The sequence below is a fragment of the Bradyrhizobium diazoefficiens genome, assembly GCF_016616235.1.
In the GTDB taxonomy this organism is placed as follows: Bacteria; Pseudomonadota; Alphaproteobacteria; order Rhizobiales; family Xanthobacteraceae; genus Bradyrhizobium; species Bradyrhizobium diazoefficiens_H.
Genome location: NZ_CP067100.1, coordinates 4,274,484 through 4,289,258, shown reverse-complemented (window position 1 = coordinate 4,289,258; position 14,775 = coordinate 4,274,484). Strand labels below are relative to the sequence as shown.

At 64.8% G+C, this 14,775-nt stretch carries 11 protein-coding genes and 2 pseudogenes; 10 read left to right on the top strand and 3 right to left on the bottom strand.

Annotated elements, in window-relative coordinates; genetic code table 11:
• Nucleotides 1-10: 10 nt before the first annotated feature.
• From JJB99_RS20385 to JJB99_RS20360, 6 genes are all read left to right on the top strand, one after another.
• Nucleotides 11-1,573, top strand: coding sequence for a tripartite tricarboxylate transporter permease (locus JJB99_RS20385; RefSeq protein WP_200494121.1), 1,563 nt, complete (start codon nucleotides 11-13; stop codon nucleotides 1,571-1,573).
• The gene (locus JJB99_RS20380) at nucleotides 1,570-2,574 is read left to right on the top strand and encodes a 4-hydroxythreonine-4-phosphate dehydrogenase PdxA (protein WP_200494120.1); all 1,005 of its coding nucleotides are present in this window, start codon (nucleotides 1,570-1,572) and stop codon (nucleotides 2,572-2,574) included. Before JJB99_RS20385 ends, JJB99_RS20380 begins: the two co-directional genes overlap by 4 nt.
• Before the next feature lie 135 nt (nucleotides 2,575-2,709).
• On the top strand, nucleotides 2,710-2,925 hold the full coding sequence (locus JJB99_RS20375; protein ID WP_200494119.1) for a hypothetical protein: 216 nt from the start codon (nucleotides 2,710-2,712) through the stop codon (nucleotides 2,923-2,925).
• Between the two features lie 131 nt (nucleotides 2,926-3,056).
• Nucleotides 3,057-4,118: a glycosyltransferase family 4 protein gene (locus JJB99_RS20370; protein ID WP_200494118.1), complete on the top strand. Its 1,062-nt coding sequence runs from the start codon at nucleotides 3,057-3,059 to the stop codon at nucleotides 4,116-4,118.
• Between the two features lie 12 nt (nucleotides 4,119-4,130).
• Nucleotides 4,131-5,126 carry a L,D-transpeptidase family protein gene (locus tag JJB99_RS20365; RefSeq protein ID WP_200494117.1) on the top strand — a complete coding sequence of 332 codons (996 nt, stop codon included), beginning with the start codon at nucleotides 4,131-4,133 and terminating at the stop codon, nucleotides 5,124-5,126.
• Between the two features lie 167 nt (nucleotides 5,127-5,293).
• Complete coding sequence (locus tag JJB99_RS20360; protein WP_200494116.1) at nucleotides 5,294-5,530, top strand: hypothetical protein; 237 nt, start codon at nucleotides 5,294-5,296, stop codon at nucleotides 5,528-5,530.
• A 314-nt stretch (nucleotides 5,531-5,844) separates the two neighbouring features.
• Here the strand turns inward: JJB99_RS20360 and rpoH are convergent, their stop codons facing one another.
• Nucleotides 5,845-6,741 (bottom strand): RNA polymerase sigma factor RpoH, encoded by an 897-nt coding sequence (gene rpoH / locus JJB99_RS20355; protein ID WP_200494115.1) that lies wholly within the window; start codon nucleotides 6,739-6,741, stop codon nucleotides 5,845-5,847.
• Nucleotides 6,742-7,073: 332 nt separating this feature from the next.
• Here rpoH and JJB99_RS20350 point away from each other — a divergent pair, with 332 nt between their 5' ends.
• The gene (locus JJB99_RS20350; RefSeq protein WP_200500452.1) at nucleotides 7,074-7,292 is read left to right on the top strand and encodes a hypothetical protein; all 219 of its coding nucleotides are present in this window, start codon (nucleotides 7,074-7,076) and stop codon (nucleotides 7,290-7,292) included.
• A gap of 260 nt (nucleotides 7,293-7,552) precedes the next feature.
• Here JJB99_RS20350 and ftsH read toward each other — a convergent pair.
• Together ftsH and JJB99_RS20340 are read right to left on the bottom strand one after the other, a co-directional pair.
• Nucleotides 7,553-9,390: pseudogene (gene ftsH / locus JJB99_RS20345) on the bottom strand (ATP-dependent zinc metalloprotease FtsH).
• Between the two features lie 458 nt (nucleotides 9,391-9,848).
• Entirely contained in the window at nucleotides 9,849-10,925 is a 1,077-nt protein-coding gene (locus tag JJB99_RS20340; protein ID WP_200494114.1) for a methyl-accepting chemotaxis protein, read from the bottom strand.
• Between the two features lie 271 nt (nucleotides 10,926-11,196).
• On the opposite strand from JJB99_RS20340, the gene recJ reads away from it, so the two are divergent.
• From recJ to JJB99_RS20325, 3 genes and pseudogenes are all read left to right on the top strand, one after another.
• Nucleotides 11,197-13,038 (top strand): single-stranded-DNA-specific exonuclease RecJ, encoded by a 1,842-nt coding sequence (gene recJ, locus JJB99_RS20335; RefSeq protein WP_200494113.1) that lies wholly within the window; start codon nucleotides 11,197-11,199, stop codon nucleotides 13,036-13,038.
• A gap of 33 nt (nucleotides 13,039-13,071) precedes the next feature.
• Entirely contained in the window at nucleotides 13,072-13,881 is an 810-nt protein-coding gene (locus JJB99_RS20330) for an SDR family NAD(P)-dependent oxidoreductase (protein WP_200494112.1), read from the top strand.
• A 95-nt stretch (nucleotides 13,882-13,976) separates the two neighbouring features.
• Nucleotides 13,977-14,775: pseudogene (locus JJB99_RS20325) on the top strand (aldolase).

Below are 14,775 nucleotides of genomic sequence, written 5' to 3'. Positions count from 1 at the left end.
GGAGGGGCGGATGGACAATCTCCAGGAGCTCCTGCACGGTTTCACCATTGCGATCACCATGCCGCATCTGCTCCTGATGGCGGTCGGCGTGCTGCTCGGCATTCTCGTCGGTGTGCTGCCGGGGCTGGGCGCACCGAACGGCGTGTCGTTGCTGTTGCCTTTGACGTTCGGCATGCAGCCGGTCTCGGCGATCATCCTGCTCTCCAGCATGTATTGGGGCGCGCTGTTCGGCGGCTCCGTGACCTCGATCCTGTTCAACATTCCCGGCGAGCCGTCCTCGGTCGCGACCACCTTCGACGGCTATCCGATGGCGCGCGACGGCCGGCCGACCACGGCGCTCGCGACCGCCTTCGGCTCGGCCGCCTTCGGCGCGCTGATCGGTGTCATCCTGATCACCTTCCTGGCGTCCTGGGTGGCGCAGGTCGCGCTCGCCTTCGGGCCGCCGGAGTATTTTGCGGTCTATTTCCTGGCCTTCGCCAGTTTTGTCGGCATGGGCGGCGTGGCTCCGATCAAGACGGTGGTGGCGCTGGCGATCGGCTTTGCGATCGCCGCCATCGGCATCGACACTGTGTCCGGCAGCGTCCGCCTCACCATGGGCGTGGACGAGCTGGTCAAGGGCGTGAACTTCGTCGTCGCTGTCATGGGCCTGTTCGGCATCGGCGAGCTCTTGGTTGCGGTCGAAGAAGAATTTCATGCCCGCGCCGTCTCCTCCAAGATCGATTGGCGGGAGGTGTTCCGCGCGGTCGGCCGGCTGCCGCGGCACAGCGTTGCGCTGCTGCGCAGCGCCGCGATCGGCTGCTGGATGGGGATCACGCCGGGCGGCCCGACCGCGGCGTCCTTCATGAGCTACGGCATCGCCCGCCGCTTCTCGCGCCGCGGCCGATACTTCGGCACCGGCGAGGTCGAAGGCATCATCTCGCCGGAGACCGCCGACCATGCCGCCGGCACCAGCGCGCTCTTGCCGATGCTCTCGCTCGGGATTCCCGGCTCGGCCACCGCGGCCGTCATGATGGGCGGCCTGATGATCTGGGGCCTCAATCCCGGGCCGATGCTGTTCGTCGACCAGAAGGACTTCGTCTGGGGCCTGATCGCCTCGATGTATGTCGGCAACATCGTCGCGGTCGCGCTGGTGCTGCTGACCGTTCCAATCTTTGCCGCCCTGATGCGGATTCCCTTCGTGGTGATCGCGCCGCTGATCGTGATCATCTGCGTCGTCGGCGCCTATTCGGTGTCGAACTCCTATCTCGACGTGGTCATGATGCTCGGCTTCGGCATCGTCGGCTATCTCTTCAAGAAGCTGTTCTATCCGCTGGCGCCGCTCGTGCTTGCGATCGTCATCGGCGACAAGGCCGAGGATGCGTTCCGGCAGTCGATGCTGATGTCCAGGGGATCGCTCGGGATCTTCTTCGCCAACAAGCTGGTGACCTGCCTGATCGTGGGCGGCATCGCGCTGCTCCTGCTTCCGCTCGTGTTGCAGCTTGCGCGCCTCTTTCGCAAGCCTGCGCCGTCCGCCGACGGGACGACCACCCAAGAAACAGTTGAAGAGAGAGCCCGAGAGAAGGTGATCATATGACCGCAAAGCCGCTCATTGCACTGGCAATGGGAGATCCCGCCGGCATCAGCCCGGAGCTGACCGCAAAGCTGGTGGCGCAGGACGATATTCGTGCCCGCGCCCGGATCGTCGTGATCGGCGACCGCCGCATCTTCGACGAGGGCGCGCGCGTTGCGGGCGTCAAGCCGGAGCTGACGATGGCGGAGCAGGGCACTGATGTTCGCGCGGCCCCGGGCGATGCGCTGTTCCTCGATTTCCGCCACCTCGACCCCCGGGACGTCGAACCGAAGACCGCGACGCTTGCCGGCGGGAAATTCGCGCTGGCCAACTACAAGCACGCGCTCGAGCTCGGCCGCGACGGCCATGTCGATGCGGTCTGCTTCACACCCTTCAACAAGCAGGCGATGCGGCTTGCCCGCGCCGAATATGACGACGAGATCGCGTTTTCAGCGGAAGTGGTCGGCCTCAAGACCCCGGCGAGCGAATTCAACGTGCTCGACCGGCTCTGGAACGCACGAGTGACCTCGCACATTCCGCTCAGGGACGTCGCAGCAAAGCTGTCCGGCGAGCGCGTTCATCGCGCGCTCAAGCTGACCGATGCCTGCATGCGCAACGCCGGCTTCGCGCGGCCGCGGATCGCGGTCGCCGGTCTCAATCCGCACGCTGGCGACGGCGGCAATTTCGGCCGCGAGGAGATCGATGTGATCGCGCCCGTGGTCGCGGCCGGGCAGGCCGAGGGCATCGCCGCCGAGGGACCGTTTCCCGCCGATACCGTGTTCCTGCGCGCCAAGGCCGGCGCCTTCGATGCGGTCCTGACGATGTATCACGACCAGGGCCAGATCGCGATGAAGCTGATGGGGTTCGATCGCGGCGTGACCTTGCTCGGCGGCTTCTCGTTTCCGATCTGCACGCCCGCGCACGGCACCGCCTACGACATCGCGGGCCACGGGATCGCTTCGATCGGCGCCAGCCGCGCGGCGCTGCTGCTCGCGGCGGAGATGGCGGTACGACGCATCGCCTGATTGCACGCAGCAAGGGGGGCGAGTCCGACTGCGCTCGCCTTGCGCGCATGATTAGGTTTTTCGGGAAAAACTGGAAACTTCCGCCATCGCGACGAGTTGGCCTCCCATGAACATCTCCACGTCGGAGCTGGGAACATGGTCGACGACAGCCCGCTACGAACCGCGGTTGATACCGCATGGTGCGTGTACCGCGCCCGGCATCGCAATATCGATGCTGCGGATGGGCGTCGCTGTCTCCTTGAGCGTCATCTGCAAGGGAGGCGGGAAGCGCGCGAGAGTAACGGTGATGCCCAGGAACTCGCGGGGTTCGGGCTTGCCTATCTCGATCGGCTTTCCGGTGATGAATGTTAGCGCTCATTGAACGCTTTGCGTGCCGCTTGGCGAGCGAAAGCGCGAGGCCGGACTGGACGTTGCTTGCGCTTTCGAACCTTCTGTCTGCAGCCATCGTGCTGATCCTTCGTTCAGCGGTGTAGCGGGCTCTCATGCGCATCGCCCAACTCGCTCCCTTGGCCGAAAGCGTACCGCCGAAGCTTTACGGCGGCACCGAGCGAGTGGTGGCCTGGCTGGTGGATAAGCTTGTCGAGCTCGGCCACGAGGTCACGCTGTTTGCGAGCGGTGACTCCCGAACGACCGGGAAACTTCACCCCGTGTGGCCACGCGCGCTGCGTCTCGGCCGGCGGGGTGCCGATCCGAGCGCAGCCTGTGCGATGCTGATGGAAGCGATTGCGAAGCGTGCCAGCGATTTTGACGTGATCCACGCCCACATCGACTGGCTGCATCTGCCGTTGCTCAGCCGCCTTGGCGTGCCGTTCCTGACGACCATGCACGGTCGGCTGGACCTGCCCGGGTTGCCTGACGTGGTTCGGCAGTTCCCTGAGGCAGCATTCGTGTCGATTTCCGATCACCAGCGCGCGCCGCTTCCGGAAGCGAAATGGATTGGAACGATCCAGCACGGACTGCCGTCCGAGCTGTTGCGCCCCTCCTATGAGGAGGGATCCTATCTGGCGTTTCTGGGCCGCCTCACGGCAGACAAGGGTCCGGAGGCCGCCATTCGCATTGCACGCGCAGCAAGGATGCCGTTGCGCATCGCCGCAAAGATTCCACGCGCTGAGACCGCCTACTTCAGGAAACATATCGAGCCTCAGGTCGATGGCGAAGCCATCCAGCTTGTCGGCGAAGTCGACGACGCGAAGAAGCAGCACTTCCTGGGTCGAGCCGCCGCGCTTCTGTTTCCCATCGATTGGCCGGAGCCTTTCGGGTTGGTCATGATCGAGGCCATGGCCTGCGGCACGCCGGTGATTGCCTATCGCTCCGGATCAGTCCCCGAGGTCGTCGAGCAGGGACTGACCGGTTTCGTTGTCGAGAACGAGGAGCAGGCCGTCGCGGCGGTCGGTGAATTGGGCAAGCTGGATCGAAGGAGGGTGCGCGCCCGCTTCGAGGAACGCTTCACCGCGGGACGAATGGCGCGCCAGTACGAAGATCGATACGGCGAGCTGATTGCCGCTGCAGGCCGCAAATTCAGTACGCAACGGTCGGAAAGGTGAAAGGAGGCGGCGATGTCGCTGAAAGTCGGGCAGATTTGCATCGTTCTTATCTTCGCCCTCGCGGCATCGCGAACGTTCGCTGCCGAGCTGACGGCGGACGCTATTAATTCCGCCCAGCCGTCAAAAAAGACGCTCTCGAACGAGAAGCCTACCCCGGCGGGCGTACGCCTGCAGGTCCTTCTGGACCGCGCGCACTTCTCGCCTGGCGAGATCGACGGCAAGTTCGGCGAGAACGCGAAGAAGGCGCTGCGGGCCTATGCGGAAGCGCGGCAATTGCCTGGCTCGGATGATCTGACGCCAGAGGTCCGGAGCGCGCTACAGGCGGACGACCGACCCGTGACGGCGACCTACACCATCACTGGACAGGACGTGGCCGGTCCCTTCCTGCGGAAGCTGCCGTCGAAAATGGAGGACATGAAGGGCATCCCGAAGCTCGGTTTCACCAGTCCGCGCGAAGGACTGGCCGAGAAATTTCACATGAGCGAGCAGCTCTTGGCAGCGCTCAATCCCGGGCGCCATTTGGATCGAGCCGGCGAAACCATCGTCGTGGTGGACACCTCGAGTGGAAGCGGCGCTGCACCGGCCAAGGCTGACCGGGTCGAGGTCGACAAGGTCAGGCAAACGGTAAAATTGTTTGACAAGTCGAATGCGCTGGTCGGATTTTATCCGGCGACCGTCGGAAGCGAAGAGAAGCCGTCACCTTCGGGTACGCTGAAGGTCACCGAGGTCAGCCGCAATCCGTTCTATCGCTACAATCCCAATTATCATTTCAAGGGCGTGCATGCCCGCAAGCCGTTCATCATCAAGCCAGGTCCGAACAATCCGGTCGGCACGGTGTGGATCAACCTGTCCGCCGAAGGCTACGGTATTCACGGCACGCCCTGGCCGGGGAAGATCTCCAAGGCGGAATCGCACGGCTGCGTGCGCCTCACCAATTGGGACGCCGAGCGGGTCGCAGCGAGTGTCGCGAAAGGCACGCCGGTCGCGTTCGTGGAGGGCGCCAGTTGAGAGTCTTCGCGAGGACACGGGCGCTGTCCGCACGTGACCTCGCGACTTTTCCCGGCGGACGTCCAAGGATGTTGAACAAAAAAAGGTCGTCCTTAGATAGTATTCGGCCGCGAGCTCATTCGCGGCGAGGTCCATGGCATTCGCGAAGGAAAGGGGAGAGACGACAGATGCGAAGCCTGCTGTTAGCAACAATTTTGCTTGGGATGACGATCACGGCATTGGCGGCTAAGGAGGCCGACACGTCAGATGCAATGAAACGGAGTTCTGTCGACGCCGCCCGGCAACTCGTTATCAACTCCGACGCAGCTCCGCGCAGCAAAGCGCAGGAGATCCGCCGCCAGCCCCGCAAGCCAGCGGATTTCTCCGCCGAGCGGCTCATTCCGGATATCTGCACAGGTTGTTGATGGTGCCGGCCGGTCAGCCGCCGGCCGGCTCTGCCTTCAATCGCATTGTCCCCTTCAAGGTAGGGCAATCGCATATGCGTCTCACGAACACTGTCCGCGGGCCTGCTCCGCCTCTCCCGCTTGCTTGCGGGAGAGGCCGACGCGCTCGCAGAGCGCGGCGGGTGAGGGCTCTCGCCACGCGGAGACGTCCTCCGCAATCCCCCTGGAATCCCGATGCGGAAGCACCCCACCCCGGGGCCCTCCCTCGCAAGCGGGAGAGGGAGCCTAGCGCCGATGCCGCCGCGTCGTACGGCCATATGCGATGGGCCTCGTCTTCAAGGCGAGCCCGCAAGTGCAGGCGACAGGTCGGCCAGTTGCGCGCACATTCTTGCCTTGATGCGCTGCAACGCCCTTTGCTCGATTTGCCGGATGCGCTCGCGAGAAATGCGGAACAGGCCCGCCAGCTCATCGAGCGTACTCGGCTGCTCTGTCAGGAAGCGCCTCTCGATGATGGTGCGCTCACGATCAGATAGGGTGCCGAGCGCCTTCGCAACGGCATCGGCTTTTCGTTCGCGATCCTCTGCTTCGGAGAGCAGAGTTTCGGGATCGGGGGCAGGATCGGCCAGCCGATCCTGCCAGTCATCGCCTTCCGCATTGCCATTAGGCGGCGCGCTGAGCGAGAGGTCGCCGCGCAATCTGCTGTTCATGTTGATCACCTCGGTCGGCTGCACCTGGAGGTGATCGCAGACGTATTGAACCTGCGACGGCGTCAGCTCGGTTTCGTCCTGAGCGCCGAGGCGGCTCTTCAGCTTGCGCAGATTGAAGAACAACTTCTTTTGCGCCGCCGTCGTTCCGACCTTCACCAGAGACCACGAACGCAGGATGAATTCCTGCACGGAGGCCCTGATCCACCAGGTCGCGTAGGTTGCGAGGCGGGAGCCCTTTTCGGGATCAAACCGCTTGACGGCCAGCATCAGGCCGACATTGGCCTCCGAGATCAGGTCTACGATCGGCAGACCATATCGCCGGTAGGTCAGCGCGATCTTGGCGGCGAGCCGCAGATGGCTGGTGACCAGACGAAAGGCCGCTTCGCGATCGCCGCAATCGCGCAGACGCCGCGCATACATCGCCTCCTCGTCGGCTGTCAGCAGCGGGAACCCATGGATCTGCTTCAGGTAGCGGGACAAGCCTGCTTCGGATCGAAGCGCCGGGAACGTTGAAACGCCTGACATGGCCCGCCTCCCTCAGGCGACCGCGCCGCGTCGGCGGCGCACCGCGTCATCAAAACCGTTCGGTTGGTGAGCCGCGATCCTGCCAGCGCGCTGGACTTCGACGGAGAGCAACAGATGGATCATAGCCAAATCCTCCAGAGAGCGAGATGGTCATAGCCGCCACCATTTTATTGGCCAGGCCCGCAGATGGCGCCCGGCTGCTCGGGACAGGCGGCGCCTAAAAAATGAGATGGCCGCCGGAATGTTCCCGAGCGTTTCATCGCAGCACGTGTGTTGGAACGGAGCGGCAATGGCCACGTTTTCTGCTTCGGCAGGCTGGGTGGGCGACATCAATGGATGACTATCGTGATCTCGTGACGGTCAGCCTTGCGCTGTTGTGCGCAGGCGTCATGCTGGTGGCGGGCCAGCTCTACATTGAGCATCGTGCGACGGACGCCGCGCCCAAGACGATCGAAACGCCGGTCCAGCCGGGACCGCCGCCCATGGTCTCGCACACCCCGCGGCAGAAGGTCAGCCAATCCGTCGATCTCGCCGAAAAGCGACCGGCCTGACGCGTCGAGCATCAGGGCTATCGGATTTGAGACTGGTGTCCCATGGCGCGTCCTTTGACGCCCGCCCTCTGGCGGGCCCTCAGGACGAGGGCTGGTGCGTGATAGCTGCTTCAACGGGCACCATTGCTGTTCAGCCTCATCCTGAGGAGACCGCGGAGCGGTCGTCTCGAAGGACGAGGCGTGCGCGCAGGTCGCTCAGAAGTCCCTACGCGATAGCCCGTGTCGAGCAAGATGGCTCGCCGGCGGCCGCTTCGCCGGACCTACACCGCACGCAGGCCTTCCTTGGGCATCTCGCGGATCAGCGCGTCGATATCGGCCTGCTCAAGCGTCTCCTTCTCCAGCAGCTTCTTTGCGGCGCGATCGAGAATGGACCGTCGCATGGTCAGAAGACCCTGCGTCCGCTGGAATACGTTGTCGACGATCACCCTGACTTCGCGGTCGACGGCCGCTGCCGTCTCCTCCGCGTACTCGCGCTCGCGGACGGGGTAGGGGCGGTCGGTGCTGGCCAGGAAGTTGCCGGGATCGCGCTCATAGGCGATGCTGCCGAGCTTTTCCGACATGCCGTAGCGCGTCACCATGCTGCGGGCGATATCGGTGACGCGGCGCAGATCGTCGGCCGCGCCAGTCGAGAGATGACCGAACACGATCAATTCGGCGGCACGGCCGCCGAGCAGAACCGCCATCTTGTTTTCCAGCTCCTCCTTGGTCATCAGGAAGCGGTCCTCAATGGGCCGCTGAATGGTGTAGCCGAGCGCCCCCACGCCGCGAGGAATGATCGAGACCTTGTGCACGGGATCAACCCCCGGCAGAGAGAGGGCGATCAGCGCGTGACCCATCTCATGATAGGCGACGATCTCGCGTTCGCGGGGATTGAGCAGGCGGTTCCGCTTTTCCAGGCCCGCGACCATCCGCTCGACGGCGTTACTGAAGTCGCTCATGCCGACCGCCTTCGCGCCGCGGCGTGTAGCGAGCAACGCCGCTTCGTTAACGAGGTTGGCGAGGTCGGCGCCGGTGAAGCCCGGCGTCAGCGCGGCGACAGCGTCCGGCTCGACGTCAGGCGCGAGACGCACCTTGGTCATGTGAACCTTCAGGATGTCGATACGGCCCTTCTTGTCGGGGCGATCGACCAGCACCTGGCGGTCAAGCGACCGGCGCGGAGCAGGGCGGGATCGAGGATTTCGGGCCTGTTGGTCGCGGCGAGGATCACGAGCCCGGACCGCGAGTCGAATCCGTCAAGCTCGACCAACAATTGATTGAGCGTCTGCTCTTTTTCGTCGTGGCCGCCTGCGAACGGGCCGATACCGCGCGCGCGGCCAAGCGCGTCGAGTTCGTCGATGAAGATGATGGCAGGCGCCTTTTCGTGGGCCTGCTGGAAGAGGTCACGGACGCGCGCGGCACCGACCCCGACGAACATCTCGACGAACTCGGAACCCGAGATCGAGAAGAACGGCACCTTCGCCTCGCCCGCCACCGCCTTGGCCAGCAGGGTTTTGCCAGTGCCCCGGGGGGCCTACCAGCAGGATACCTTTCGGCATCCGCCCGCCGAGCCGGCCATAGTCGCCGGGAGCCTTGAGAAAATCGACCACTTCGCGAAGCTCATCCTTGGCTTCGTCGACGCCGGCGACATCGGCAAAGGTGACGCCGGTATTGGATTCGACATAGATTTTGGCCTTGCTCTTGCCGATCTGCATCAGGCCGCCGCCGAGACCTCCGCCTTCCGCGATGCGACGGCCGATGTACCACCACAGGCCAAAGAACAGCAGGACCGGCATGACCCATGACAGAAGGTCGCGGAAGAAGGTGCTTTCGATCTGGCCGGTGAAGCGGACGTTGTGCTTCTCGAGTCCTGGGCGATGTCCTGATCGACGCGCGTCGTGATGAACTGCTTCTGGCCGCCCTTCAACGGCTCCTTCAGCGTGCCCTGCAAGGTGCGATCCGAGATGCCGACACTCTCGACCTTGTTGTCGCGCAACAGCTGCTGGTACTCGCTGTACGGGATCACAGCGATTTGGCTGGCGGTCGCGATCAGGTGCTGGATGAACAGCACCGCAAAAACGGCGGCGATGGCATAGGCGATGTTGAAGCGGGTTTTCGTCATGCGAGCGCTCGAGATGACCGTGGAGGAAGCGGCCGAAAGGCCGACGCCAGAACGACCGGACGGTTCCGGGATAACCGGGCTGCACAGGCTTGGTTTCAAGAACGGGCTTGGTTTCAAGAACGGGCTTGGTTTCAAGAAGGGGCTGAGTGGCCATTCGTGGCCGCGGCGCTGCCGCAGGAAACTTGCCCCGCGGCGCAAGAGCGTTGCGCTCGCAAATGGTGCGATGATCCCAGTTTGCCAGTGTATTGCCCGACGTGTCAAACGTTCCGAGCTAGCTCGTAAGAATGTGTCGCACGCGCCGCTTCGACATCATCGCCGCACTCGCAGTGCCTTGCCTCGACAAGTGAAAAGTCGGCAGGCGCAAGACGCCAAGGAGACGCTAGGGAAACATCAACGAAAACAACCTCCGCCTACTGTGCATGGGGTTGTTTTCGCACTTTTTGTTTGGACCTCGCAGCTTACGCCCCGCAGACGATCACGCCGTACCAGCCAAGGCCGCGATAGGTCTCGTAACCCGGCGTGGCGTGGAAAGCGACCAGCGCGCCGCTGCGGTCGTGATAGAAGCCGGAGCGCTGGCCGTTCAGCGAGAGCGAGATGCGCTCGCTGAGAATGCCCTGACCGTCGGAGGCGGCGATCACCCGAAGGTTCGAGTCGACCAGCAGCACGCGGGCCTTGTCGCCGTCCCCGACCCGGACGCCTTGCACGATCGCACGCGCTTGCGGCTCCCAGTCGAAATGGATGGCGAGCACGCCGATCGGTGCGCCATTGGCCTCTCCGCCGGCGCGAACGCTGGCGCAGTAGGTCGCGACCTCAGCGTTGCCGAGCAGCGGCTGAGTCTCGACGTCGCCGGGGACGTAGTCGTCGCCGGAGCGAAGGGTGCGCGCCTCACGAAACCATCTGGTGTGGGCGACGTTCTGGCCGACCACATGAAAACGATCCGCGCGGCCGTTGGCGATGACGTTGCCGTCGAGGTCGCAGAGCCAGAGGTCGAGGTAGACGGTATAGGCGCCGAGGATGACGCGGAGGCGCTGCGAGGCATGGGTGACCGCCGCCGGAGCAGGCGAGGCCGCGCAATCGACCACGGCGGAATCCGTGGCCCACCAGCGCACGTCACAGGTGCGCTCATAGAGGTTGCGGTCGATCAGCTCGACCGCGTTGAGCGACAGATCGACCATGCGCTCGCCGCGCGAGCGCTGGCTCATGCGGTCGATCGAGGCGAGGAGATCGCCGGTGCGCTTGGTCAGCTGCGTCTCGAGCTCGCGCGCGATGGTCTCGACCTGCTGGCCGACGCCGCGCACCTCCTGCGCCACCACCGCGAAGCCCGCGCCTTGCGCGCCGGCGCGCGAGCTTTCGATCAGCGCGTTCAGCGCCAGCATCTTCATCTGGTTGGTGATCTGCTGGATCGACTTGGTCTTGTCGACCGCGATCTGGTTGACCTCCGCGGTCAGCCGGTTGATCAGCGCGGAGATGTCGGAATCGTCGTCAGCGGGCTCGTTGGAAACGGGCTTGGCTTTGAGACCCAGCGCAGCAGACATCGGGGAGCTTCCCTTGGCAATGAGGTCTGATCTGCAATGGACCCGGAACAACAACTCACAGATCGAATACGAGTCGTTTTCGAAGATTCCGCCTAACGCCCGCTTAATTTGCTATTTTGCGGAATGCCCAAATGATAGTCAGTCCGCGTACGGATTCGGCAATCCACCGGTTTGTGCGCCCCGGACATTGCAAACCACGGGAAATTTCGGGCCAATCGTGTCGCCGGCCGATTTGCTGCCAGTTCCGGGTTCCTCAAGCCAATCGCGACTCATGACGCCACCCGCCATCGCCTTGCCCGTCGAGATGCCCCAGGCCTTTCTGGGCGTCGCACGCTCGCTCACCGACAAGCTATGGCGCGACCGGCTGGACGCGCGCGGCGCGGCCAAGGCACTTGCCATCGTGCAGCAGCACCAATTGCCGGAACTGCTGGCCCGGGTGCTGGCGGGCCGCGGCGTCGATATCGACGCGGTCGCCGACTTCCTCGATCCGACCATCCGAAAACTCATGCCGGACCCGTTCACGGTGACGGAGATGGAGGCCGCCGCCAAGCGCATTGCCGATGCTGCGGTGAAGGGCGAGACGGTCGCGATCTTCGGCGACTACGACGTCGACGGCGCGACGTCCGCGGCGCTGCTGGCCTGGCACCTGCGCCATTGCGGGCTGGATCCGTTGATCCACATTCCCGACCGCATCTTCGAGGGCTACGGCCCGAACACGGAGGCGGTGCGGGCGCTGGCCGCGAAGGGCGCGACGCTGCTCGTCACCGTCGATTGCGGCACCACCAGCATCGAGCCGCTCGCCGAAGCCAAGCGCCTCGGCATGTCCGTGGTCGTGATCGACCATCATCAGGCCGGCGACGTGCTCCCTGAGGTTGACGCCTTGGTCAATCCGAACCGGCTCGACGATCTCTCCGGCCTTGGCCATCTCGCCGCCGTCGGCCTCGTGCTGGTGACGCTGGTTGCGGTCAACCGCGAGCTGCGACAGCGCGGCTGCTGGAACGCGGAGATGCCCGAGCCCGATCTCTTGGGCATGCTGCATCACGTTGCGCTCGGCACGGTCGCCGATGTGGCGCCGCTGATCGGCCTCAACCGCGCCTTCGTCGCCAAGGGGCTGATCGCGATGCGACGGCGCGACCATGTCGGCCACACCGCGCTGATGGACGTGGCGCGGCTGAACGGGCCGCCGGAAGCCTGGCATCTCGGCTTCATGCTGGGGCCGCGCGTCAATGCCGGCGGCCGCATCGGCCGTGCCGATCTCGGCGTGCGGCTGCTGCTGGAAGGGGACAGCGTCGAGGCGGCGCGGATCGCCGCCGAGCTCGATCGCCTCAACAGCGAGCGCCGCGTCATCGAACAGGCCGCGGAAGCGCAGGCCGAAGCCGAGGCGCTGGCCTCGATCGGGCTGGAGGACAAGCTCGGCGTCATCGTCACCGCGTCCGAAGGCTGGCATCCCGGCGTGGTCGGCCTGGTCGCCTCGCGCCTCAAGGAGAAGTTCTCGCGGCCTGCTTTTGCCATTGCGCTCGAGCCAGGCGGCATCGGCACCGGCTCGGGCCGTTCGATCGCCGGCGTCGATCTCGGCAAGGCGGTGCGGCAGGCCGTCACAGATGGCATCTTGCTGAAAGGTGGCGGCCACGCGATGGCCGCGGGCGTCACATTGCGGAAGGAGAGGCTTGCCGAATTCCGCGCCTATCTCGAGAGCACGCTGGCGCGCGATGTCGCCGAGGCGCGCCACGTCAACGAGCTCGATATCGACGGCGCGGTCTCCGCGCGCGCGGTAACGGCCGAACTGGCGACCACGCTGAACCGGGCGGGGCCGTTCGGCAGCGGCAATCCGGAGCCGGTGCTGGCGCTGCCGGCCCATCAGCTCGTCTTTGCGGACGAGGTCGGGCAGGCGCATTTGCGCTTGCGTTTCAAGTCGGGCGATGGCGCCATCGTCAATGGCATCGCGTTCCGCTCGGTCGGCCAGAAGCTCGGCAATGCGCTGCTTGCCAACCGTGGCCAGCAATTGCATGTCGCAGGCTCACTGTCGGTCGACCGCTACCAGGGCGCCGAGCGGGTGCAATTCCGCGTCCTAGATGTCGCGCTACCGGATCAGGGGCCATCCGTGATTAGATGACGACGGCAAGAAGTAAAAAGAGAGGGAGTGGACATGGCAGGGCAGGTTGAGGGCAAGGTCGCGCTGGTGACGGGCGGCGCGTCAGGCATTGGTGAGGCAATCGTCGAGCTGTTCGCGCGCGAGGGCGCCACCGTTGTCATTACCGACATCGACGAGCTCAGAGGCGCAGAGCTTGAAAAGCGTATCACCAAGGCCGGCGGCAAGGCGATCTTCCTGGAGCAGGACGTCACCAGTGAGGAGCGCTGGATCGAGATCGTCGCCGAGGTCGCAAAGCGCTACGGCCGGCTCGATATCATGGTTTCGAATGCCGGGATCGGCATTGCCGTGCCCTCGATTGTCGACATGACACTCGGCGACTGGCGCAAGCAGAACGCGATCAATCTCGATGGCGTGTTTCTCTCGGTCAAGCACTGCCTGCCCTTGATGCGCAAGACCGGCGGCGGCTCGATCGTCATGATGTCCTCGCTCGCGGGTCTGCGCGGCGCGCCCGGCCTTTCGGCCTATTCGGCGACCAAGGGCGGCGTCCGGCTGTTCGCCAAATCGATCGCGATGGAGTGCGCGGCGGCTGGTGACGGCATCCGCGTCAACTCCGTGCACCCCGGCATCATCGATACGCCGATCTGGGGCAAGATCCCGACCGGTGCGACCGGCAACCAAGGCAATGCGCCGATCGATCCGGAGGAGCGTGCCAGAGTCGCAACCCCGCTTGCCCGCGCCGGCCAGGCCGCAGAGATTGCCAGCGGCGTGCTGTATCTGGCCTCCGACGCCTCGCGCTATGTCACGGGGAGCGAGCTCGTGATCGACGGCGGCATGAACGCAGGCGCGGTGCCGCGGCGGGCCTGAGCCGCGCAGGGCAGGCTGGCGGTCGCAGGGGCTGACGCGCAGACGCGGCCCCTGTAGAACGCTGGGACCTGCCGACCGACAGAGGTGATTTCGCCATGGCGCACAGCCTTCACTCGTCTTCGAACGCGCCTGAGCCCGTCCGCTCGAACCGGCCGGATCTTGCCACCGACGCAATTCGGAGCGCGCGCGAGGATCTCGCTGCCTGCTTCCGCATGGCCGCGCGTAACGGCTTTGAAGAAGGCATCTGTAACCATTTCTCGGCGGTGGTGCCGGGCCATGACGACCTGTTTCTCGTTAACCCCTATGGCTACGCCTTCCGCGAGTTGACCGCCTCGAAGCTCCTGATCTGCGACTTCCACGGCAACGTGCTCGACGGCGAGCGGCGTGCCGGAGGCGACCGCCTTCTATATCCATGCCGAGATCCACAAGCGGCTGCCGCGCGCCAAGGTCGCGTTTCACACCCACATGCCCTACGCCACAGCGCTGTCGATGATCGAAGGTGATCCGCTGATCTGGGCCGGTCAGACCGCGCTGAAGTTTTATGGCCGCACTGCGGTCGACCGCGACTATAACGGCCTTGCGCTCGACAGTCGCGAAGGTGCGCGGATCGCTGCAAGCGTCGGCGATGCCGACATCGTCTTCATGAAACATCACGGCGTGATGGTGCTGGCGCCGACCATCGCGGAAGCCTGGGACGATCTCTATTATCTCGAGCGCGCCGCCGAGGTGCAGGTCCTGGCGATGTCGACGGGGCGCAAGGTGCTGCCGGTCGATCCCGCTGTTGCGGCCGAGACCTACAGGCAGATGCGCGACGGCGATTCCGAATCGGCCCGGCTGCATCTCGCCGCGATCCGCCGCCAACTGGATGCGGAGGAGCCGCAGTACCGACACTGA

Bases quoted from the DNA above. Each gene is read 5' to 3' on its own strand.
- JJB99_RS20370 (WP_200494118.1), top strand. From the start codon at position 3,057: ATGCGCATCGCCCAACTCGCTCCCTTGGCCGAAAGCGTACCGCCGAAG.
- JJB99_RS20350 (WP_200500452.1), top strand. From the start codon at position 7,074: ATGGATGACTATCGTGATCTCGTGACGGTCAGCCTTGCGCTGTTGTGC.
- JJB99_RS20330 (WP_200494112.1), top strand. From the start codon at position 13,072: ATGGCAGGGCAGGTTGAGGGCAAGGTCGCGCTGGTGACGGGCGGCGCG.
- rpoH (WP_200494115.1), bottom strand. From the start codon at position 6,741: ATGTCAGGCGTTTCAACGTTCCCGGCGCTTCGATCCGAAGCAGGCTTG.
- JJB99_RS20365 (WP_200494117.1), top strand. From the start codon at position 4,131: ATGTCGCTGAAAGTCGGGCAGATTTGCATCGTTCTTATCTTCGCCCTC.
- recJ (WP_200494113.1), top strand. From the start codon at position 11,197: ATGACGCCACCCGCCATCGCCTTGCCCGTCGAGATGCCCCAGGCCTTT.
- JJB99_RS20360 (WP_200494116.1), top strand. From the start codon at position 5,294: ATGCGAAGCCTGCTGTTAGCAACAATTTTGCTTGGGATGACGATCACG.
- JJB99_RS20340 (WP_200494114.1), bottom strand. From the start codon at position 10,925: ATGTCTGCTGCGCTGGGTCTCAAAGCCAAGCCCGTTTCCAACGAGCCC.
- JJB99_RS20375 (WP_200494119.1), top strand. From the start codon at position 2,710: ATGGTCGACGACAGCCCGCTACGAACCGCGGTTGATACCGCATGGTGC.
- JJB99_RS20385 (WP_200494121.1), top strand. From the start codon at position 11: ATGGACAATCTCCAGGAGCTCCTGCACGGTTTCACCATTGCGATCACC.
- JJB99_RS20380 (WP_200494120.1), top strand. From the start codon at position 1,570: ATGACCGCAAAGCCGCTCATTGCACTGGCAATGGGAGATCCCGCCGGC.